Annotated in this window: 18 protein-coding genes and 1 tRNA gene; 13 read left to right on the forward strand and 6 right to left on the reverse strand. The window is 72.4% G+C overall.

The features are described from left to right. Positions 1 to 5: 5 nt before the first annotated feature. From ACFOVU_RS03995 to ACFOVU_RS04005, 3 genes are read right to left on the reverse strand one after another with little or no spacing between them, the layout of a single operon-like run. Positions 6 to 770: an SDR family NAD(P)-dependent oxidoreductase gene (locus tag ACFOVU_RS03995; protein WP_378529897.1), complete on the reverse strand. Its 765-nt coding sequence runs from the start codon at positions 768 to 770 to the stop codon at positions 6 to 8. A gap of 19 nt (positions 771 to 789) precedes the next feature. Continuing rightward, positions 790 to 2,022: a beta-ketoacyl-[acyl-carrier-protein] synthase family protein gene (locus ACFOVU_RS04000; protein WP_378529898.1), complete on the reverse strand. Its 1,233-nt coding sequence runs from the start codon at positions 2,020 to 2,022 to the stop codon at positions 790 to 792. Between the two features lie 4 nt (positions 2,023 to 2,026). After that, complete coding sequence (locus ACFOVU_RS04005; protein ID WP_378529899.1) at positions 2,027 to 2,263, reverse strand: acyl carrier protein; 237 nt, start codon at positions 2,261 to 2,263, stop codon at positions 2,027 to 2,029. 485 nt (positions 2,264 to 2,748) lie between these two features. Here ACFOVU_RS04005 and ACFOVU_RS04010 point away from each other — a divergent pair, with 485 nt between their 5' ends. Further along, the gene (locus tag ACFOVU_RS04010) at positions 2,749 to 3,501 is read left to right on the forward strand and encodes a hypothetical protein (protein WP_378529900.1); all 753 of its coding nucleotides are present in this window, start codon (positions 2,749 to 2,751) and stop codon (positions 3,499 to 3,501) included. Here ACFOVU_RS04010 and ACFOVU_RS04015 read toward each other — a convergent pair. The 3 genes from ACFOVU_RS04015 to ACFOVU_RS04025 form a co-directional block, all read right to left on the reverse strand. Continuing rightward, positions 3,432 to 4,793: a tetratricopeptide repeat protein gene (locus ACFOVU_RS04015; protein ID WP_378529901.1), complete on the reverse strand. Its 1,362-nt coding sequence runs from the start codon at positions 4,791 to 4,793 to the stop codon at positions 3,432 to 3,434. The two genes, ACFOVU_RS04010 and ACFOVU_RS04015, sit on opposite strands and share 70 nt — an antisense overlap. A 295-nt stretch (positions 4,794 to 5,088) precedes the next feature. Then, positions 5,089 to 5,751, reverse strand: a complete 663-nt coding sequence (locus ACFOVU_RS04020; protein ID WP_378529902.1) for a hemerythrin domain-containing protein — start codon at positions 5,749 to 5,751, stop codon at positions 5,089 to 5,091. A gap of 208 nt (positions 5,752 to 5,959) precedes the next feature. Next, positions 5,960 to 6,031: transfer RNA gene (locus ACFOVU_RS04025), tRNA-Arg, on the reverse strand. Between the two features lie 108 nt (positions 6,032 to 6,139). Between ACFOVU_RS04025 and ACFOVU_RS04030 the strand changes: the two genes are divergently transcribed. From ACFOVU_RS04030 to ACFOVU_RS04085, 12 genes are all read left to right on the forward strand, one after another. Next, complete coding sequence (locus ACFOVU_RS04030) at positions 6,140 to 6,520, forward strand: response regulator (protein ID WP_378529903.1); 381 nt, start codon at positions 6,140 to 6,142, stop codon at positions 6,518 to 6,520. A 51-nt stretch (positions 6,521 to 6,571) separates the two neighbouring features. Beyond that, on the forward strand, positions 6,572 to 8,224 hold the full coding sequence (locus tag ACFOVU_RS04035) for a DALR anticodon-binding domain-containing protein (RefSeq protein WP_378529904.1): 1,653 nt from the start codon (positions 6,572 to 6,574) through the stop codon (positions 8,222 to 8,224). Between the two features lie 187 nt (positions 8,225 to 8,411). Then, positions 8,412 to 9,803: a diaminopimelate decarboxylase gene (gene lysA / locus ACFOVU_RS04040; protein WP_378529905.1), complete on the forward strand. Its 1,392-nt coding sequence runs from the start codon at positions 8,412 to 8,414 to the stop codon at positions 9,801 to 9,803. An 81-nt stretch (positions 9,804 to 9,884) separates the two neighbouring features. Then, positions 9,885 to 11,183, forward strand: a complete 1,299-nt coding sequence (locus ACFOVU_RS04045; RefSeq protein WP_378529906.1) for a homoserine dehydrogenase — start codon at positions 9,885 to 9,887, stop codon at positions 11,181 to 11,183. Positions 11,184 to 11,403: 220 nt separating this feature from the next. Further along, positions 11,404 to 12,462 carry a threonine synthase gene (thrC, locus tag ACFOVU_RS04050; RefSeq protein ID WP_378529971.1) on the forward strand — a complete coding sequence of 353 codons (1,059 nt, stop codon included), beginning with the start codon at positions 11,404 to 11,406 and terminating at the stop codon, positions 12,460 to 12,462. A gap of 40 nt (positions 12,463 to 12,502) precedes the next feature. Then, positions 12,503 to 13,480, forward strand: a complete 978-nt coding sequence (gene thrB / locus ACFOVU_RS04055) for a homoserine kinase (RefSeq protein ID WP_378529907.1) — start codon at positions 12,503 to 12,505, stop codon at positions 13,478 to 13,480. 427 nt (positions 13,481 to 13,907) lie between these two features. Next, a complete protein-coding gene (gene rho / locus ACFOVU_RS04060; RefSeq protein WP_378529908.1) occupies positions 13,908 to 15,908 on the forward strand; it encodes a transcription termination factor Rho in 2,001 nt (666 codons plus the stop codon). A gap of 237 nt (positions 15,909 to 16,145) precedes the next feature. Continuing rightward, complete coding sequence (locus ACFOVU_RS04065) at positions 16,146 to 17,426, forward strand: serine hydrolase domain-containing protein (protein ID WP_378529909.1); 1,281 nt, start codon at positions 16,146 to 16,148, stop codon at positions 17,424 to 17,426. 195 nt (positions 17,427 to 17,621) lie between these two features. Next, positions 17,622 to 17,831, forward strand: a complete 210-nt coding sequence (rpmE, locus tag ACFOVU_RS04070; RefSeq protein WP_378529910.1) for a 50S ribosomal protein L31 — start codon at positions 17,622 to 17,624, stop codon at positions 17,829 to 17,831. A 136-nt stretch (positions 17,832 to 17,967) separates the two neighbouring features. Beyond that, positions 17,968 to 19,035: a peptide chain release factor 1 gene (prfA, locus tag ACFOVU_RS04075; protein ID WP_378529911.1), complete on the forward strand. Its 1,068-nt coding sequence runs from the start codon at positions 17,968 to 17,970 to the stop codon at positions 19,033 to 19,035. Then, entirely contained in the window at positions 19,032 to 19,892 is an 861-nt protein-coding gene (gene prmC / locus ACFOVU_RS04080; RefSeq protein ID WP_378529912.1) for a peptide chain release factor N(5)-glutamine methyltransferase, read from the forward strand. The genes prfA and prmC overlap by 4 nt, the downstream gene beginning before the upstream one ends. 61 nt (positions 19,893 to 19,953) lie before the next feature. After that, on the forward strand, positions 19,954 to 20,922 hold the full coding sequence (locus ACFOVU_RS04085) for an L-threonylcarbamoyladenylate synthase (protein WP_378529913.1): 969 nt from the start codon (positions 19,954 to 19,956) through the stop codon (positions 20,920 to 20,922). Positions 20,923 to 21,082 lie beyond the last annotated feature (160 nt).

Here is a 21,082-nt window from a genome sequence, read left to right on the forward strand (position 1 = left end):
CACGGCTAGAACTGCGTGAACCCGCCATCGACGCTGATGGCGCTGCCGGAGACGGCGGCGCCGCCGGGGGAGGCGAGGAGGGCGACGACCGCGGCGACCTCGGCCGGCTCGACCATGCGCCCGAGGTCGCCGGTGTAGTGCCGCGCGGCGGCGGCGAAGTCGGCGCCGGAGGTCTCGATCGCGCCCTGGAGCTCCCGGGGGATCATCTCGGTGTCGGTGATGCCGGGGCAGACGGCGGTGACGCTGACGCCGCGGGTCGTGACCTCCTTGGCGAGGCTCTTGGTCAGGCCGATGAGCGCGTGCTTGGACGTGGTGTAGCCGAGGAGCCCGGCCGCGCCGGTCTTGCCCGCGATCGAGGACATGTTGATGATCCGGCCATAGCCCCTCGGCAGCATGTGCTTCAGGGCGGCCCGGCTGGCCCAGAACGCCGAGTCGACGTTCAGCCGGAAGGCGCGGCCCAGGGCGTCGTCGTCCAGCTCGACAGCGGGCCGCCCGTCGTCCGTGACGCCGCCTGCGTTGTTGACCAGCACGTCGATGCGCCGGTACTCGTCCACGGCCCCCTCGATCAGCTTCGTGACCTGCCCGGGGTCCGTCACGTCGCAGGCGATGAAGCGGACCCGGTCGCCGCGGGCGAGTTCGGTGGTGGCGGCGCGTCCGCGTTCGGCGGAGCGGCCGGCGAGGACGACGCTGCCCCCGTCGTCGAGGAGCCTGCGCGCGCAGGCGAGCCCGATGCCCGCGGTGCCCCCCGTGATGACTGCGACCTGGCCCATGGGGCGGAACCTCCTGGTGTTAGGTGGAAGTGAAGGCGAGGACGGCGTTGTGGCCGCCGAATCCGAAGCTGTTCGACAGGGCGGTGTCCACGCGCTGGGACCGGGGACCGCCCATGACGAGGTCGAGGTCCTTGGCCCGTTCGCAGGGCCGGTCGAGGTTGGCCACGGGCGGAACGGTCCCGGTGTGCAGCGCGAGGGCGGTGTAGGCGGCCTCGATCGCCCCGGCCGCGCCCATGGGGTGGCCGGTGACGCCCTTGGTCGAGGTCAGCACCGCGTTCGGGGCGATCTCGGCGACGACTCCGGCCTCGATCGCGTCGCCTATCGGGGTGGACGTGGCGTGGGCGTTGATGTGGCCGACGTCGGCGGGGACCAGCCCGGCGTCGTCGCACGCCTCGCGGATCGCCTCCTTGGCCCCGCGGCCGTCGGGGTGGGGCGCGGTGATGTGGTGGGCGTCGCTCGTGGCCCCGTAGCCCGCGAGACGGGCGTAGGCCCGGGCGCCGCGGGCGGCCGCATCGGAGAGGCGTTCGAGGACGACGATCCCTGCGCCCTCGCCCATGACGAACCCGTCATGCCCGACGTCGAAGGGCCGCGAGGCGCGGGCGGGCGGGAACCGGCGGGCCCGGGACAGGGCGCGCAGCTTGTGGAACCCGGCCACGTGCAACGGGGTCACGCTGGCGTCGGTGCCGCCGGCGAGGACGACGTCGGCCGCGCCCGAGCGCAGCAGGCCCAGCCCGATGCCGATCGCGGTCGCACCGGAGGCGCAGGCGGTCGAGACGACCATGGCCGGGCCGGTGGCGCCGAACTCGATCGACGGGATGCCCGATGCCATGTTCGCCAGGGCCTTGGGCAGGAAGCGGGCGGTGACGGCGCCGGGGCCGTCGGCGATGAGCCGTGCGTGGTCCTCCTCGAAGGTGCGGACCCCGCCGAAGGCGGTCCCCACGACGACCGCGACGCGGGCGTCTTCGAGAACGGACGGTGTGAGGCCGGCGTCGTCGAGGGCTTCCCGCCCGGCGACGAGCGCGAACTGGGTACTGCGGTCGTAGTTGCGGGAGGCGCGGTGGCCGGTCAGGCGGTCGGCGTCGAAGGTCGCGGGCACGGTGCTGGCGAAGGCCACGGGCGCATCCGCGAGCGCGTCGACGGCATCTGCCGTGGGGACTCCGGAGCAGACGGCCTTCCAGTTGGCGGCGCGCCCGATGCCGGCGGCGCTGACGAGCCCGATCCCGGTGATCGCGGCGGGGGCGTGGGCGGTCACGGTGCTACGCCCCCGCTCTTTCGGCGACGACGCCGATGACCTCGGCGACGGTGTTCTGGGTGGTCAGGTCGTCGTCGCCGATCGTGATGCCGAGCCGTTCCTGGAGGATGTCGGCGAGCTCGACCGCGGCGACGGAGTCGACGCCGAGGTCCTGGAGGGTGTTCTCGGGGCCGATCTCATCGGCGGGGACGTCGAATTCTTCGGTCAGTGCGCGGGAGATCTCTGCGAATACGTCGGGCATTGCCGATGCCTTTCCTGGGTCGCCGGTCGTGCGATGGTGCGGACAGGGGGCGTATCGCCGTCGTCCGCTCGGGTCATGGGCGCGCAAGCGGTCCGGTCCGGTGGTTCGGTTTGGGGTTTTCGTGAGCGGTCTTGAGTGCGCGGGATCGCCCCTCGCGCCGACCGCGGTTCCGCCGTTATGGCGGGGAAGAGTCCAGTAGACCTCCCGGAGCCCGCCGAGGGAAGAAGTAGCCGGAAATCGTCCGTCAACAGGCGAAACGGATTTAACACATTTCCCGCGCGCGTCATGTTTGATCGCGTAAATCCGAATATGGAGAAAGGTGGAGAATATCCGTGATGCGATGGTGATCAATCACTCAAAGGTTTGAGCTCTCGGTTTATCTGTTCCTTAGGCTGGCCAGAATGGGTGTTGCCGGGGATTCTCATCCTTCGGTTCATTTCCAGTGATACGAAGGCACGAGGGCGACTGTGGGCAGAACGCGGATATTGGCGTGGATCGCCGCATCGGGTGTGTGCGAGGGCGAGGTGGTGGTCGTGGAGTCCTTCCGCGACCCGCGACGGGGGCGGGTGCCGAGCCCGGCCGCGCCGCTCGTCGCCGCCCACGCCCGTGGCCGCGGCCGCGACGTGCGCGTGGGCGGGCTCGACATGCACCCCGATCGCGAGACCGGGGAGGCGACCGTCTGTGCCGCCAGCTACCTCGACCCCGAGTCGGGCCTGCCCGTCGGCATCGCGATCGGTGCGCGGTCGGATGACGACCGGGGGATCGCGATCGCCCGGGACGTCACGGAGTCATGGATGGCCGTGATGCGCACGCGGCGGCTGACGCTCTTCGACGGCGCCCCGCGCCGTTGCCGCGGGCGGTTCGAGGAGTCCGATGTCGTCCTCGTGGTGGGCGGGGAGTCCGGCGCCCCCTCCGGTGCCGGTCACGCGGAGACGCCGCAGGCCGAAGTGCACACCGTCGATGAGCGCATGGTGGTCCGCCCGGAATGGCTCGCCGGCCGCACCCGCATCGGGATGGCGCTCGGCGAGCACGCGCACGCCGGGCTCACCGAGGAGCTGATCACGACCCTCGCCGGAGTAGGGCCGCTGACCGTCGAGGATCGCCGCTCCCGGAGCATCGGCGCGAAAACGCCGGGCACGCCGTTCGGCAGGGTGGCGCGCACCGCGGCTCACAGGTCCCTGGCGGGCAGCCGCCACAGTTCGGTGGCCCGCGCCAGCAGGTACTGCCCGGAGGTGTGAGCGGCGTGGGGGCGGACCCGGGCGCGCAGGACCGCGAGAGCAGAGCGCGCGCGTCCGCTGCGGATCGAGGGATAGATATCGAGGAAGCGGTGCCAGTTGACCGCCGCCTGTTCGAGTTCGCCCCCGCTCAGCTGGTGCTCGGCCAGCCGTGCGTAGAGCAGCGCCGTTGAACGCCGTTCGGAGGCGGGGCGCCATCGCACGGCGTTCACGAAATCCGACGTCGCGCCGCGGCGGTCGCCCAGGAGGCCGCGCACGACCGCGCGCTGGTGGGCGAGTGCCGCCCAGTGGTAGGCCAGCGGCCCAGGGCGGCTCGTCGCGGCCTCCAGATGCCGCTCGGCCGAGCGCAGGGACCGGAGCGCCGCTTCCCTGCCTCCCTGCTGCGCCTGGGTGACGGCGACCTGGCCGTGGAAGAAGGCCTTCGATACGCGGTCGGTTTCGCGCGGCGCGGTGTGGACGGCGGCCGACGACAGGTCGAGGGCGTGGCCGTGGTGGCCGAGGTGGAACGCCTGCACGCTCATGGCGCGCAGGGCCACCGCGTACCCCCAAGCGTCGTCGCCCTCGGCGGCGAGGAGCAGGGAGATGCGGTAGAAGCGCTGCGCGAGACCGTGCTCCTCCAGGTCGAAGTAGGCGAATCCGCACAGGTAGGCGAGGTGCGCGGCCGTCCGGAGGAGCCGGCGCCGCGTATCCGCGCCGGCCGGGCAGCGCAGCCAGAAGGCCATGGTGCGCTGGAGGTAGTCGCGGAGCAGCGGCGCGACCCGGCTGGCGCCGTGCAGGGCCTCGGCTTTGGAGAAGACGGCGAGCATCTCATCGGCGGCGTCGATCTCGCTCTGGCCGATCCGCATCGGGTGCGGGCCGCGTCCGTGCGGTGCCGGGGACACGGTGCGCGGGTGCCACGCGGGGGCGACCAGACCGTGGAGGGTGAAGACGTGTTCGGAGTGCCCGTGGTCCTCCGGAGAGGCGCCGCCCGTCCGGTCGAGGCGGGCGAGCGCGTCGAGGGAATCGAGGGGATCGTCTCCGGAGGAGACGGCCCCGCCGCCCTGGGGGAACCCGGCGTCCGCGGCGGTGATCGACCGGCCGAGGCTCCGCGACAGCACCTCCGCGATGAGACCCGGCACCGGCGGCCGCGGCCGGGTGCCCGACCGCCACTGGCTCACCGACGCGCGGCTGTACCGCAGGGAAACCCCCATTTCCCGGCCGGCGGCATTCACCTTCCGCGCGAGTTCCTCGCCGCTCAGGCCCGCCTCGCGCTGGAGGCGGATGAGACGCGTATTCGACGCCGATTGATCAGCCATGGCCGACCGTCCAGAAGGGGAATCAACGGTCCCGCGAACGCCCCGGGATCCGGGGCATAGGGGTGCGCCGCGTGGATCTCCCACGCTATCCCCGCGCAGGCACGCCCTCAATGCATCGGTGAGTCCCGGAGGTATACCCGGAAGGCGACGCAAGTATGGCGTCCGTGAGCGTGTGAGAAACCGGAAGAAGCCTACGGCGTCGCCGTACGCGGGACCTGTGGGCCGAGGCCGGGGAGGCTCGTCTCGCACGGCGCGACACCGAGGCCGCGGATCATCCTGGGAGAAGAATATGCAGCTAAGGGGAGAACACCGTATTCCGGTAGCGCTTCACGGCGATCGGGCCGACCTTGGACATCACCGCGAACGCCGGAGCGCCGACGGCTTCCTTGAAAAGAGCACGCTGCTCGGTGGAGGCATCCTGGAGCAGCATTCCGAACAGCACCGGAACCTTTCCGGCGGAGATGTTTCCTAGGCCCTTACTGCCGACTTCGGCCCACTCGTCGGCGGTCAGGTACCGGTCGATGAGCGGGAGCATCTTCTCCTCCTCGGCGTCGAGATGCTCGCACAGCGGCGGAAGAAGCCGGTCGATCGCGCCGGCGAGCATGTCGCGGTCCTCCGCCGTCGCCGAATCCCGCCACCGGGACGCCTGCACCTCCGTGTCCTGGAGTGCCGCGTCGACGACCTTGTGCTGCGATTGCATCAGGTCGACGATGGCCGCCACGTCCTCCGGTCCCCGGCTCGCCAGCTTGGGCCAGCAGTGGTCGTCCTCGCTGCGGTGGTGCACATGCAGCAGCTCGACCAGCAGGGCGACGTGATCGGCGACGATCTGCGTCCGCGCCCGGTCATGCGCCGCGACTCCCCGGATCAGCGCCGGCAGCGCGCGAAACTCACGCCGGAACATGGTGTGGACGGCATACATGTCCCTGCTGTCCGCAGGCCGTGCATTCTGCTTCGCCATGGCGTTCCCTTGCTCGTACGTATGCACAAAAAAGGAAAGCCCATGCCGCCACGGCATACTCAAGCCGTGGACGTTGTGACGTGGGTCGCTCGCCGGCGGTGGAAACCGTCCGGGAACTCCGACAGGTATCGGACCAGGCCTTTCGACCACCCGGGTGCGATGAAGAAAGCGAAAGGGAACACTCCTATGAGTGTTCCCTTTTGTGCGGTGCCCCCTGCAGGATTCGAACCTGCGCACACGGCTCCGGAGGCCGTTGCTCTATCCCCTGAGCTAAGGGGGCCAGCTGCGGGACCAACCCTAGCAGGGGGCCGGGGGTGGATCGCGCAGTTTTCCGTGCGTTCAGGCATACGCCAGCGGGGGCGGGGCCCCGGGCGCTAGTCTCGCGGCCGTGGGTGAAGCACTGGCACGGGTACTGGTGGTCGATGACAACGAGGTGATCAGGCAGCTCATCACCGTCAACCTGCAACTTGAGGGCTTCGAGGTCCACACGGCGGTCGACGGTCAGGACTGCCTCGACCGCGTGGGCGACGTGCGGCCCGACGTCATCACCCTTGATGTCATGATGCCGCGCTTGGACGGCTGGGTCACGGCCCTGCGCCTGCGCGAGAACGAGGAGACCCGCGGGATGAAGGTCGTCCTCATCACCGCCCGCGCCCAGGAGGACGACGTGCGGCGCGGCCGCGAGATCGGCGTCGACGCCTACCTGACCAAGCCGTTCGACCCCAACGAGCTCATCGTCACCGTCCGCGACCTCGCCGGCCTGCCCTGAGTTACGGGCACGATCGAACAAGGACCGGGAGCGGCGGACAGCGGGGTGGCAGTGGGGGAGCGGACGGACGGCGGGACGGCGCTGGAGGCGGCGACGCCGTGGTGGGTCGACGCGCTGTTCCGCCGGGCCGCGGCCGAGGTCGTGGGCGGCGGCGTGAAGGTCCCGTCGGCACAGCCGCGTCGCGTGCCCGCAGGCGAGAGCGGCGACTACGCCAGCGCCCTGCCGCTGCGCCTGGCCGGCCCGGCCGGGCGCCCGGCGGCGGAGGTGGCCGCCGATATCGCGGCCGTGCTGCGCGACCACCCGCAGGTGGCCGACGCGGACGCCGAAGGCCGCGGATTCGTCGCCGTCACACTGCCGCCCGAAGTCCGGCTGTCGGTGGTCCGCGCGGCGGCCGACGACCCCGCCTACCTGACCGGCGGAGGTCCCCTGCACGGCGAGCACCTTCACCTCGGCCCCTTCGGCGGTGGCCCCCTCCACAGTGGGCCCCCTGGGGCACGGCCCCATGAGATGCGGCCCCGCGAAGGACGGCCCGGTTCCGGACGCCCGCTTCCGGCGCCTTCGGCGGGCGGCGCCGACGGCCGCGAGGACGCGGCCTCGCCCGCGGCGCTGTCGCCCTTGCACCTCGCAGGGTCGGTCGCCGAAGCCCGCGACCTCGCCCGCGACGACGCCCGCAGGCGTATCGCCGCCGCTGCCGGCCGCATCACCCGCGCGGCCGACCGGCTCGCCGCCGGGGGAGCGGGTACCACGGGAGGGGACACATCCGCGGCGGACGCCGCGGACCCGGACCTGCGTCCCGCCGGCTTCCCGCTTCGGGCGACCGGTGACGCGTCCGCCGCCACGGGCGGCCCCCCGTTCCCGGTGCCCGGGGACGGCGCGCCCGCCGAAGTGACGTGGCGGGACCCCTACCTCGACGCGCCGCCCGGCGCGGGCGCGGCCGCCCGGCTGCTCGGCGTGATCGGGGAGGCGTCCGCGCGGATCGCGTTCTGCCGGTCGGTCCCCGACCGCCCGAAGCCCGGGGAGGCCACCGGCTCCGGCCTGCCGGCCGTGCCGACCGCGGAGGAGCCGGGGGAGTGGGCCCGCCTGGTGGCGGCGAACCCCGCCTTCGCCGTCCGCTACGCCCATGCCCACGCGGTGCGCAGCATCGCCTGGGCCCACGACCGCGCGACCGGCGATCCGGAGTCCTCAGCCGGGCCTGTGCCGGCCGTCCCATCGTCCGCGCGTCCTCCGGCCGAGGAGCCACCGTCCGATGCCCCGTCGCCGTTCGGCCGGCCGGGAGAGGAGACACCGCCCTCATCGCAGCCATCGCCCGCGGGTGCAGGTCACGGCCCGGCGCGTTCCGCCGCCCGGGTGGCGCCGGTGGCCGGGGCCGGTGCGGTCGCCGTCCGGGTCTGGGGGGAGGGCGCGGCGGCGGAACTGGTGGGGGAGCTGTTCGACGGGCCCGGGGTGGTGCTCACCGCCGCGCGGCGGGGGGAACCTCATATCCTGGTCAGATACCTCGAAGGTCTCGCGGATGCCTACCATGGGTGGTGGGAGTCCTGCGGCGGTGTCCCGGGGGAGGACGCCCGTCCGGTCGCAGGTCGTCCCGCCGCGTGTGACGAGGGCGGGGAGGCCGTGGCCGCGCGGCTCGCTCTGTGCGCCGCAACCGCCGGGGCCCTGGCAACGGGCCTCTCCCTGCTCGGTGTGTCCGCGCCCACAAGGCTCTGAACCCACCGCGCCGTGCCTGCCCAGGTCCCCCACCCGACACGACGGCACCCTCCCGCCGAGGACGCGCGCCGGCAGGGCCCCCGTCGTCGCGGCCGCCGCACCGGCTCCACCCCGGACGGCCGCCCCGGACACCCGCCGGAGCGACCATCCATCCGATCACCCGACGCAACGCCGAGAGTCCACGCCCATGAGCCGCTACGCCCACCCCGCCGGTCCGCGCCACGCCGACGTGCTGCCCGAGGAGAACCCGCCGAGCCCGCCGCAGGACCTCTCCGAACTCGACCCCCGGGTGTGGCCCGCCACCGCCACCCGCGTCGCCGGTGAACTGGCGATCGGCGGCGTGCCGGTCTCCGCCCTCGCCGCCGAGCACGGCACCGCGCTCTACGTGCTCGACGAGCAGGACTTCCGCGCCCGCGCCCGCGACTACCGCGCCGCCTTCAACGAGGCCGAGGCCGACGTCTACTACGCCGGCAAGGCCCTGCTCACCAAGGCCGTCGCCCGCTGGGTGCTGGAGGAGGGCCTGAAGCTCGACGTGTGCACGGGCGGCGAGCTGGCCGTCGCTCTGGCCGCCGGGTTCCCCGCCGACCGGATCGGCATGCACGGCAACAACAAGTCCGAAGCCGAGCTGGCCCGCGCCGTCGACGCCGGGGTCGGCCGCATCATCGTCGACTCCTTCGACGAGATCGACCGCCTGGAGCGCCTGGCCGCCGAACGCGACCGCGTCCCCGACGTGCTGATCCGCGTCACCACCGGCGTCGAGGCCCACACACACGAGTTCGTGGCCACCGCCCACGACGACCAGAAGTTCGGCTTCGCGCTCAGCACCGGCGCCGCCGAGGAGGCCGTGCGCCGCGTGCTCGCCGCCGGCCACATCTCGCTGGTGGGCCTGCACTCCCACATCGGCTCGCAGATCTTCGACACCGCCGGGTTCGAGGTCGCCGCGCGCCGGGTGGCCGCCTTCCTGACCCGTATCCACGCCGAGATGGGCGTCTCCCTGCCCGAACTCGACCTCGGCGGCGGCCTCGGCATCGCCTACGTGCCCGGCGACACCCCGCTCGGCCCCCGCACCATCGCCAAGAGCCTGCTCGACATCGTCCGCCGCGAATGCGAGACCCACGGCCTGCCCATGCCGCGGATCGCCGTGGAACCCGGCCGCGCCGTGGCCGGCCCCGCCGGCGTCACCCTGTACCGGGTGGGCACCGTCAAGGACGTCGAGGGCATCCGCACCTACGTCAGCGTCGACGGCGGCATGAGCGACAACATCCGCACCGCCCTCTACGGGTCGGAGTACACCTGCGTCCTCGCGTCCCGAGAGAGCGACGCCCCGCCGATGCTGTCGCGGCTGGTCGGCAAGCACTGCGAGAGCGGCGACATCATCGTGCACGACCTGTACCTGCCCGCGGACCTGCGCCCCGGCGACCTGGTGGCGGTCGCGGCCACCGGCGCCTACTGCCACTCCATGGCGAGCAACTACAACCACATCCCGCGCCCGGCCCTGGTCGCGGTCGGCGACGGCCGCTCCCGCACACTGGTGCGCAGGGAGACCGAGGAGGACCTGCTCCGCCTGGACGTAGGCTGACGGAGCCGGACCGGCCATGACGGGCCCGGCAGGGGCCGGGACCCGATCGAACGACGTGAGAGAAGTGGGAGTTCCCCTCTTATGGCGATGAAGGTGGCGCTGCTCGGATGCGGCGTTGTTGGTGCCGAAGTGGTGCGGCTGCTCGACGAGCAGGCGGCCGAGCTCGCCGCGCGCGTCGGCGCGCCCCTGGAGATCGGCGGCATTGCCGTCCGCCGCCTCGGGCGCGACCGGGGCACGGGCATCGACCCGGCGCTGTTCACCACCGACGCCATGGGCCTGGTCACACGCGACGACATCGACCTGGTCGTTGAGGTGATCGGCGGCATCGAGCCCGCGCGCTCGCTCATCCTCGCCGCTGTCAAGGCCGGCAAGTCGGTCGTCACCGCGAACAAGGCGCTGCTCGCCGAGGACGGCGTGGCCATCCACACCGCCGCCCGTGAAGCCGGGGTCGACGTCTACTACGAGGCGGCCGTCGCCGGCGCGATCCCCCTGGTGCGCCCGCTGCGCGACTCGCTGGCCGGCGACCGCGTGCACCGCGTCATGGGCATCGTCAACGGGACCACCAACTTCATCCTGGACCGCATGGACGCCCTCGGCGCCGGGTTCACGGAGTCGCTGGAGGAGGCCCAGTCGCTCGGCTACGCCGAGGCCGACCCCACCGCCGACGTCGAGGGCTTCGACGCCGCGGCCAAGGCCGCCATCCTGGCCCGCCTGGCCTTCCACACCCAGCAGGTCACCGCCGCCGACGTGCACCGCGAGGGCATCACCGAGGTCACCGCGGGCGACATCGCCAGCGCGAAGGCCATGGGCTGCGTGGTCAAACTCCTCGCCATCTGCCAGCGCTCCACCGACGGCGCGTCGGTGGGCGTGCGCGTCCACCCGGTGATGCTGCCGCGCGAGCACCCGCTCGCCACCGTCACGGAGGCCTACAACGCGGTGTTCGTCGAGGCGGAGTCCGCCGGCCGGCTGATGTTCTACGGCGCGGGCGCCGGCGGCGCCCCCACCGCGAGCGCGGTCCTCGGCGACCTGGTGGCGGTCGCCCGCAACCGGCTCGCCGCCACCTCTGTGTCCGAGGGCGCCCACGACACCGGGCTGCCGGTGCACCCCATGGGCCAGACCGTGACCCGCTACCACGTGGCCCTCGACGTCGCCGACCGCCCGGGCGTCCTGGCGCGCGTGGCCGAGGTCTTCGCCGACAACGGGGTCTCCATCAAGAACGTCCGCCAGGAGGGGTTCGGCGACGACGCCCAGCTCGTGCTGGTCAGCCACCAGGCGCCCGACGCCGCCCTGGCCGCCACCGTGGAGCGGCTGCGCGCGCTGGACGAGGTGCGGTCGGTGGCGTCGGTGATGCGGGTGGAGGCCTTTGCCGAGGGGAACTGACCCCGCGTCCCAGCTGGTGAGACCGGCCAGGCCGGATGCGTGTGCGGTGCTCCCGGGGGCCTAGACTCGTTCCCACCGCGAGGCCGCACGGGTACCCCCGATGGCCGACCCGCCGCCGGGCGCCGCGTGCGCCGGCCGCGATCCGCGCCGCACGGGCGCGGATCACCGATTTCCACTGTCTTCCAGGTTCCACCCATTGCGAAAGGGCCCCGTCGTGAGCATGGCACGGGCGTGGCGAGGCGTCGTCGAGGAGTACCGCGACCGCCTTCCCGTCACGGACAAGACCCCGGTCGTCACACTCCTTGAGGGCGGGACCCCGCTGGTACCCGCCAACCGGGTGTCGCAGCTGACGGGATGCGAGGTCTTCCTCAAGGTCGAAGGCCTCAACCCCACCGGGTCCTTCAAGGACCGCGGGATGACCATGGCCATCACGAAGGCCGCCGAGGACGGTGCGAAGGCCGTCATCTGCGCCTCCACCGGCAACACCAGCGCCAGCGCCGCCGCCTACGCGGTGCGCGCCGGGATGACGTGCGCGGTCCTCGTCCCCCAGGGCAAGATCGCCATGGGCAAGCTCGCCCAGGCGCTCGTGCACGGCGCGAAGCTGCTCCAGGTCGACGGCAACTTCGACGACTGCCTGGAGCTCGCCCGCAAGCTCTCGGTGGACTACCCCGTCGCGCTGGTCAACTCGGTCAACCCCTACCGCCTCCAGGGCCAGAAGACCGCCTCCTTCGAGATCGTCGACGCGCTCGGCGACGCGCCCGACATCCACTGCCTGCCGGTCGGCAACGCCGGCAACATCAGCGCCTACTGGATGGGCTACAAGGAGTACTCCGACGACGGGCTCGCCACGCGCCGGCCGCGCATGTTCGGTTTCCAGGCCAGCGGGTCGGCGCCGATCGTCAACGGCGCCCCGGTGCAGCAGCCGCGCACCATCGCCACCGCGATCCGCATCGGCAACCCCGCCTCCTGGACCTTCGCCGAGAACGCGCGCGACGAGTCCGGCGGGCGCATCGACGCCGTGACCGACCGCCAGATCCTGGCCGCCTACCGGATGCTCGCCGCCGAGGAGGGCGTGTTCGTCGAACTCGCCTCTGCGGCCAGCGTCGCCGGGCTGCTCCAGTCGGTCGGCGCCGGGCACATCGAACGCGGCAGCCGCGTGGTGTGCACGGTGACCGGAAACGGCCTCAAGGACCCCGACTGGGCGCTGGCCGGCGCGTCCTCGGCCACGACCGTCCCCGTCGACGCCGGTGCGGCCGCCTCCGCCCTCGGCCTCGGCTAGGCCCCCACCCCTTTTTCCCCACCCCGCCCGGAGACCCCGCATGTCCCAGACGCGCCCCACGCGCGTGCACGTGAGAACGCCCGCCACCAGCGCCAACCTCGGGCCCGGTTTCGACGCCCTCGGCCTGGCGCTGGACCTCCACGACGAGGTCGAGGCCCGCCCGCGCGAGGACGGAGAGGTGACCGTCACCGTCGAAGGGGAGGGCGCGGGCGAGGTGCCCCTCGACGGCTCCCACCTCGTGGTGCGGGCCATGCGCCACGCCTACGAGGCCGAGGGAGCGGAGTTCCCCGGGGTGGACCTGCGCTGCCGCAACGCCATCCCGCACGGGCGCGGGCTGGGCTCCTCGGCGTCGGCGATCGTGGCCGGTACCGCGGTCGCGCTGGCGTTCATCCACGGCGCCGATGCGGTCGACCGCGACCGGCTGTTCCGGATCGCCGCCGACCTGGAGGGCCACCCCGACAACGTGGCCCCCTGCGTCCACGGCGGGTTCACCGTCGCCTGGAGCGGCAGGGACGGGTGGGGCGCGCTGCGCCTGCCGACCTCCCCGGCGCTGCGGCCGGTCGTGTGCGTGCCGGGGGAGCGGCTGTCGACGGAGAAGGCGCGCGGCCTGCTGCCCGACCGGGTCCCGCACGCCGACGCCGCATTTTCGGCCGGTCGCGCGGCGCTGCTCGTCGCGGCCGTTTCCGGCCATCCCGAACTGTTGCTGGAGGCGACCGAGGACCGGTTGCATGAGGGGTACCGCGCGCCGGCCATGCCCGCCGGCGCGGCGTTGATCCGGGAACTGCGTGAGCGCGACGGCCTTGCCGCCGTCGTCTCGGGCGCGGGCCCCACCGTGCTCGTCCTCGGCCACGCCGATGAGGCGTCCGTGAGCGGCGGGGAATCCACCGACCAGGGTGACGTCACGCAAATCTGTGAGGCGAGGGTTGATTCAATACGGGAACGAACGGGTACTGCATGGCACATACACCCCTTAAGAATCGATGCGGCAGGGGTGTGGGTCAGTTCTCCCCGTTCATGAACCTGTGTCGAGGAATAGCTGTGGGCTCCGGTGATGTTAGGCTAGGTGAAGCACCAGATGCCCCGATGCGGGGCGTGTGCTCATCCGCCACAGTGTCTTCCGCGTCCGCGCGCGTGGTCTCTCATCCGCGAGTGCATTGCGTGGCCACTGTGTCGAGTTCGCGGCGCATCCGTGGCTCTGCCTACCCCACCGAAGTCGATCACTCGTCCGGCGAGAGCGACAGAATGGTCCACGGGCAGCACGACCGAGCTCATCGCCCCAATGTCTGGCTGTACCCAGAGCCCGCCGCGATTGGGTAAGGGCCCCGTTCGACGGATCCCGACATCCACGTGGGGCAAGCCCGACCCGGCCCCCGCCGGTTCGCACCACCGGGCCGGCCGTTCACCACACAATGACGGCCTAGCCCGCTCCTTGGGAAGGACCCTTAGTGAGCGACACCACCGAACTCCACACGGACGCGGCGGTCAGCACGCAGCAGAACACCACCGCGCCCGGTGCGGAATCCGGCGACTCCGCGGCACCTGCCGCCAAGAGCGCGCCGACGCGCTCCCGGCGCCAGGCCGGCGGTACCGGGTTGTCGGCGCTCAAGCTCACCGAGCTTCAGCGGCTGGCGTCGAGTCTCGGTATCACGGGCACGGGGCGGATGCGCAAGAACGACATCATCGCCGCGATCGAGACCAAGCAGGGCGGGCCCGTTTCCGCGCCACAGGCCGCGAAATCGGCGAAGACCCCCGACAGCAGGCCCGCAGCCGATAAGGTCGATGCGACCGACGGAGCGGCCTCCGGACGGCGTTCCGCGCCACGCACGGGCGCGGTCGCCGACCTCGCCCCCGGCGAGACCTCGGCGGCGCAGTCCGAACCGGGCGCGCGCGTCGGTGAGCCGGAACAGGCGGACCGGTCCGAGAAGACCGCCACCCGCAGCCGCCGGTCGTCCCGCGCCAAGCGCGACGAGCCCGCCGACCAGGGCCGCCAGTCGGACGGTCCCGACACCTCTACCACCGCGAGCAGCGTGACCAAGACATCCAGCACCCCCCAGAAGAGCGGCGCCGACTCCCAGGGCGGCCAGTCCGGCCGGGATCGGCAGCGCAACCGACGCAACCGCGGCAACCGCGACGACGCCCCCGCAGAGCAGCAGTCCCAGGACGGCGGCCAGCAGGGCGGCGGCCAGGGCCGGGGCGGCACCGCGACCACCGAGGACGACTTCGGCGGCCGGCGCCGCGGGCGGCGGCGCGACCGCCGTGACCGCCGCGGCCGCGACCGCCAGGACCCCGAGCCGGTGATCAGCGACGACGACGTCCTGCTGCCCGTCGCCGGAATCCTGGACATCCTCGACAACTACGCGTTCGTGCGCACCACCGGCTACCTGCCGGGCGCCAACGACGTCTACGTGTCGCTGGCCCAGGTCCGCAAGAACGGCCTGCGCAAGGGCGACGCCATCACCGGTGCCGTGCGCCAGCCGCGCGACGGCGAGCGCCGCGAGAAGTTCAACGCGCTCGTCCGGCTCGACACCATCAACGGCATGGCGCCCGACCAGGCCCGCAACCGCGCGGAGTTCAACAAGCTGGTCCCGCTCTACCCGCAGGACCGGCTCCGCCTGGAGACCGAGCCCAACATCATGACGACCCGCATCATCGATCTGGTCGCGCCCATCGGCAAGGGCCAGCGCGGGCTGATCGTGTCGCCGCCCAAGGCGGGCAAGACGATGGTGCTCCAGTCGATCGCCAACGCGATCACCGAGAACAACCCCGAGTGCCACCTCATGGTCGTCCTCGTCGACGAGCGGCCCGAAGAGGTCACCGACATGCAGCGCACGGTCAAGGGCGAGGTCATCCACTCGACCTTCGACCGTCCCGCCGAGGACCACACCACGGTCGCCGAGCTCGCCATCGAGCGCGCCAAGCGGCTGGTCGAGATGGGCCTGGACGTCGTGGTGCTGCTCGACTCCATCACCCGGCTGGGCCGCGCCTACAACCTCGCCGCTCCGGCGAGCGGGCGCATCCTCTCCGGTGGTGTCGACTCCACGGCGCTCTACCCGCCGAAGCGGTTCTTCGGTGCGGCGCGCAACATCGAGCACGGCGGTTCGCTGACCATCCTGGCCACGGCCCTGGTCGAGACCGGGTCGCGGATGGACGAGGTCATCTTCGAGGAGTTCAAGGGCACCGGCAACATGGAGCTGAAGCTCAACCGGTCCCTCGCCGACAAGCGGATCTTCCCCGCCGTCGACGTCGACTCCTCCAGCACCCGCAAGGAGGAGATCCTGATGTCCGGCGAGGAGCTGAACATCGTCTGGAAGCTCCGCCGCGTGCTGCACGCCCTCGACACCCAGCAGGCGCTGGAGCTGCTCCTGGACCGCATGAAGGAGTCCAAGAGCAACGCCGAGTTCCTGCTCCAGGTGCAGAAGACCACCGTCGGCCCGAACGAGCACTGACGCCCCCTGCGGACGGCGCCCGGCGCCGGCCGCCCCAGGCGGTCGCTGAAGCGGCCTCTCCCGACCGGGAGGGGCCGCTTTCGTGTTCTCGGGACGGACCGGGGTTCCGGCGGCCGTGGGCGCTTCTGAGCGCGCCGCCGGGGCCGCGAACGGACCACTTGGTATTCCCCCGACACAAGATCAGAAAACACGGGCGTATTCGCCAAAACCGCCATTCCATGCTTCGATGCTGAGCCGATGGAAAAGAAGCGATGGGCCGCTCTCGCCGGGATCGCGGTGGCCGCCACCGCGACCCTGGTCGCGGTGCAGGCCACCAGGTCATCGGGCCTCGACGACGCAGGCGGCGACACCCGGCCCGTGAGTATCGCGGCCACTCCGACAGAGGAGCCACCGCGCATCACCTCTGTGGAACGCGTCACGCTCCAGCGGTCGCTGAACGAGGTGATCGAGGAGGGCTCCAGCGGGGCGGTGGCCGAACTGATCGTCACCGGCCCCGGCGGCTCCGACACCTGGAACGGCGTGGCCGGCGTGGCCGACCGCACCACGGGCGCGCCCGTCGACCCCGGCGCGCACTTCCGCATCGCGAGCCTGTCCAAGCCCTTTGTCGCCGCCACCCTGCTCCAGCTCGTCGGCGAAGGGCGCGCGGACCTCGACGACACCCTGGAGGACCTGCTGCCGGGCGTGGTCGATGGCGGCGAGGAGATCACGCTGCGGATGCTCCTCAGCCACACCAGCGGCTTATTCAGCTACAACCGGGACATGCCCGCCGTGGTCGACGACCCCGACCGCATCTGGCGTCCCGAGGAGCTGGTCGCGGTCGCCAACACCCACGGCCCCGTTTTCGCCCCGGGCACCGACGTCGCCTACTCCAACACCAACTACGTGGTGGCGGCCATGGTGATCGAGGAGATCACCGGCCGCCCCTACGCCGAGGCCGTCACCGAGCGCATCATCGAGCCGCTGGAGCTGACCGGAACCTCCATCCCCGCCGGCTCCGCCATGCCCGAGCCGGTCATGCACGCCTACCTCGCGCTGAGCCCCTACGCCGGCGCCGAGGCCCAGCCCAGCGACATCACCGAGTTCGACCCCTCCCGCTGGTACGGCACCGCCCAGGTGGTCTCGACCGTCAGCGACATCAACCGCTTCTGGCAGGCGCTGCTCGGCGGCGAGGTCCTCGAGGCGCCCATGCTCGACGAGATGCTCTCCGTCCAGGCCACCAGCGACGACGGCTACGGCTTCGCCCTGGGCCCGCGCTCCTACACGCTCAGCTGCGGCGTGGAGGTGTGGACCCACTCGGGCAACATCCCCGGCTACCGCAACTGGACCGTGCACAGCGAGGACCGCCACTTCACCCTCTTCCAGGCGCGCTACCAGGCCAACCCCGACCCGCCCGCGTGGGCGGCGATCGAGACCGCGATGTGCCCGGCCGCGGCCGACGCCCCCGAAGAGCCCGCCCCGACCCCCACCGACTTCCCGAGCGAGGACGTCACCGACACCGGGCGCGGCGCCGACGGCTGACCCGGGACCGTTGCGCCCGGCCCCGAAACGGCCTGCGGGAATAGACGCTGGTCGGTTCCGGGTTGAAGGTCTGGCAAACTGGTATATCGACCGCCGCGGGACCGGTTCGCGCACACGTCCGGGCTCCCGGGTGCCACTGCGCCCCGTACAGCCCGCCGCCTGCGTCCGGCAACCGCCACCAGCGAGGAGATCCACGTGAAGGCCGACATCCACCCCGAGTACGTCGTCACCAATGTGACGTGCACCTGCGGGAACACGTTCACCACCCGCAGCACCCAGGCGAGCGGTGTCATCCGTGCGGACATCTGCTCCGCCTGCCACCCGTTCTACACGGGCAAGCAGAAGATCATGGACACCGGCGGCCGGGTCGCCCGCTTCGAGAAGCGCTTCGGCAAGCGCCAGTAGCGCGTCTGCCCGGCGGCGCCGGCGCGCGTGTGCCCACCACGGGTGCACGCGCCCGGCGCCGCCATTCGTGGATCCGGCGGCCGCCCCGGCCCGGGGCAGGGCCATTGCGACAACGCCATCGACGAAAGAGCACGACGTGAAGCTGGACGACCTTCTCGGGGAGTACTACGAGCTCGAACAGCAGCTCGCCGACCCCGCTGTGCACGCCGACCAGGGGAGGGCGCGCAGCCTCGGGAAGCGCTATTCCCAGCTCACCCCCATCATCGCCACCTACCGCGAGCTGAACGCCGTCGAGAGCGACATCGAGGCCGCCGACGAGCTCGCCGCGGAGGACGCCTCCTTCGCCGAGGAGGCCCGCCGGCTCACCGCCGACAAGGAGCGCCTCACCGAGCGCCTGCGCCAGCTGCTGCTGCCGCGCGACCCCGCCGACGACAAGAACGTCATCCTCGAGGTCAAAGCGGGCGAGGGCGGCGAGGAGTCCGCGCTGTTCGCCGGCGACCTGGTGCGCATGTACCTGCGCTACGCCGAATCCCAGGGGTGGAAGACCGAGGTCATCGACTCCACCCACTCCGACCTCGGCGGCTACAAGGACATCACGATCGCGTTCAAGAACCGCGGCACCCCCGAGCCCGGCCAGGGCGTGTGGCCCCGGCTGAAGTTCGAGGGCGGCGTGCACCGCGTGCAGCGCGTGCCCGTCACCGAGTCCCAGGGGCGCATCCACACCTCCGCCGCCGGCGTGCTGGTGGTCCCCGAGGCCGAGGACGTCGAGATCGAGGTCAACGACAACGACCTGCGCATCGACGTGTTCCGCTCCTCCGGACCCGGCGGCCAGAGCGTCAACACCACCGACTCCGCGGTGCGCATCACCCACCTGCCCTCCGGCATCGTCGTCTCCTGCCAGAACGAGAAGAGCCAGCTCCAGAACAAGGAGCAGGCCATGCGCATCCTGCGCGCCCGCCTGCTGGCCGAGGCCCAGGCCAGCGCCGACGCCGAGGCCGCGGCCGAACGCAAGAGCCAGGTGCGCACCGTCGACCGCTCCGAGCGGGTCCGCACCTACAATTTCCCGGAGAACCGGATCTCCGACCACCGCGTCGGCTACAAGGCGTACAACCTCGACCAGGTCCTCGACGGCGACCTCGACGGTGTACTCCAGTCCCTCATCGACGCCGACACCAAGGAAAGGCTGGAGCAGGCCCAGTCATGAACTTCCTGCTCGACGAGGTCGCGCGCGCCACGCTGAGGCTGGCCGACGCGGGCGTCCCGTCGCCCCGCACCGACGCCGAGGAACTCGCGGCGTTCGTGCACGGCGTTCGTCGAGGAGGGCTGCACGAGGTCGCCGACTCCGACTTCGACGCCCTGTACTGGGAGTGCGTCGCCCGCCGCGCCGCACGCGAGCCGCTCCAGCACATCACCGGCCGGGCCTACTTCCGGTACCTGGAACTCCGGGTCGGCCCCGGTGTCTTCGTCCCGCGCCCCGAAACCGAGATCATGGTCGACTGGGCCATCGAGACCCTGCGGGCCATGGACGTCGCCGACCCGCTCGTGGTCGACCTCGGCACCGGCTCCGGCGCCATCGCGATCTCCATCGCCCAGGAGGTCCCCCGCTCCCGCGTGCACGCCGTCGAGATCGACGGCCGGGCGCTGGCCTGGGCCAAGCGCAACATCGACGCCAGCGGGCACGGCGACCGCATCACCGCGCACCTGGCCGACATGCGCATGGCCCTGCCCGAGCTCGACAGCGCCGTCGACCTGCTGATCACCAACCCGCCGTACGTGCCCACCGACGACGCCGCGCAGATCCCGCCCGAGGTCCGCGACTACGACCCCGCGCCCGCGCTGTGGTCCGGCCCCGACGGCCTGGACATGATCCGCGAGCTCGAAGCGGTCGGCCGGCGGCTCCTGCGCCCCGGCGGCGCCATGGCGCTCGAACACGGCGACGGCCAGGGCATCGACATCCCGCGCCTGTTCCCCGAGGAGCTGGGCTGGCGCGACGTCCGCAACCGCAAGGACCTCGCCCACCGCGACCGCTTCGTGGTGATGCGCCGGTCCGACGGCGCGTAGCGGGGCCCCCGCACATGCAACGCCCGCGCCCGACGGGCGTCGACCGAGAGAGGTGACCGCAGTGAGCCGCAGTTACGACTGCGCCGACGACAAGGCGCGCGCGGAGGGCATCGCCGATGCCGCATCCACCGTCCGCCGCGGCGAACTGGTGGTGCTGCCCACCGACACCGTCTACGGGATCGGCGCCGACGCCTTCAGCCCGGCCGCCGTCGCCGGGCTGCTCGAGGCCAAGGGCCGCGGGCGCGACATGCCGCCGCCGGTCTTGGTGGGCTCCGTGCGGGCCGCCCACGCGCTCATCGAGGACCTGGGCACGCACGGCCAGGACCTCATCGACGAGTTCTGGCCCGGCCCCCTCACGATCGTCTGCACGGCCACCCAGAGCCTGTCGTGGGACCTCGGCGACACCAAGGGGACCGTCGCGGTGCGCATGCCCATGCACCCCGTCGCCCTGGAGCTGCTGAAGGAGGTCGGCCCCATGGCGGTCAGCAGCGCCAACCTGTCCGGGCGCCCGGCCGCCGGCACCGCCGAGGACGCCGAGGCGCAGCTCGGCGACCGGGTCGGCGTCTACCTCGACGCCGGCGCCTGCGCCGAGTCCGAGCCCTCCACGATCGTCGACCTCACCTACGCGGTGCCGCGCGTGCTGCGCAGCGGGGCGATCCCGATCGACCGGCTGCGCGCGGTGTGCGGCACGGTGATCGGCGAGTCCAAGGCGTGGCGCCGCCCGCAGGGCCGCAACGCCGAGCAGGACAAGCCGGACGGCCCCGCCGAAGAGGCCGCCGCACCGGACACCCAGGCCGCCGCCCAGGAGGCCCCCGAGAGCCCGGAGACCCCGCCCGCCGCGGAGGACACGGGCGCCGTCAACGACCGTCCCGCACCCGGCACCGCCGACGGCCCTCAGGCGCCCGGCGCGGCCGGAACGGCACCCGGCGAGGCCCGAAGTGACAACGGGTCGTCCGCGCCGGGAACCGAGGTCCCCTCCGCAGACACCGCGGACCCGCAGAAGCCGGGCACCGAGGACCGGCGCCCCTGACCCCGGCCCCGTGCCACCCGTGGGCCGGGGCCGCCCGGAGCCCCGGCCGGAACGGGGTTCCGGCGCGCAGGATCGGAGAGAAACGGCCGTCCAAGAGTGCTAGGTTCGTTGGCAGACCCGACCACGGTCACGCGTCACCGGGTCCGGCCGACGCGTCGGC

The organism is Nocardiopsis sediminis, assembly GCF_042650565.1.
GTDB classification, from domain to species: Bacteria; Actinomycetota; Actinomycetes; order Streptosporangiales; family Streptosporangiaceae; genus Nocardiopsis_B; species Nocardiopsis_B sediminis.

Excerpts from the sequence above, each read along its gene's own strand:
- ACFOVU_RS03995 (WP_378529897.1), bottom strand. The coding sequence starts at position 770 with ATGGGCCAGGTCGCAGTCATCACGGGGGGCACCGCGGGCATCGGGCTC.
- ACFOVU_RS04005 (WP_378529899.1), bottom strand. The coding sequence starts at position 2,263 with ATGCCCGACGTATTCGCAGAGATCTCCCGCGCACTGACCGAAGAATTC.
- ACFOVU_RS04015 (WP_378529901.1), bottom strand. The coding sequence starts at position 4,793 with ATGGCTGATCAATCGGCGTCGAATACGCGTCTCATCCGCCTCCAGCGC.
- ACFOVU_RS04020 (WP_378529902.1), bottom strand. The coding sequence starts at position 5,751 with ATGGCGAAGCAGAATGCACGGCCTGCGGACAGCAGGGACATGTATGCC.
- lysA (WP_378529905.1), top strand. The coding sequence starts at position 8,412 with ATGAGCCGCTACGCCCACCCCGCCGGTCCGCGCCACGCCGACGTGCTG.
- ACFOVU_RS04045 (WP_378529906.1), top strand. The coding sequence starts at position 9,885 with ATGGCGATGAAGGTGGCGCTGCTCGGATGCGGCGTTGTTGGTGCCGAA.
- thrC (WP_378529971.1), top strand. The coding sequence starts at position 11,404 with ATGGCACGGGCGTGGCGAGGCGTCGTCGAGGAGTACCGCGACCGCCTT.
- thrB (WP_378529907.1), top strand. The coding sequence starts at position 12,503 with ATGTCCCAGACGCGCCCCACGCGCGTGCACGTGAGAACGCCCGCCACC.
- ACFOVU_RS04065 (WP_378529909.1), top strand. The coding sequence starts at position 16,146 with ATGGAAAAGAAGCGATGGGCCGCTCTCGCCGGGATCGCGGTGGCCGCC.
- prmC (WP_378529912.1), top strand. The coding sequence starts at position 19,032 with ATGAACTTCCTGCTCGACGAGGTCGCGCGCGCCACGCTGAGGCTGGCC.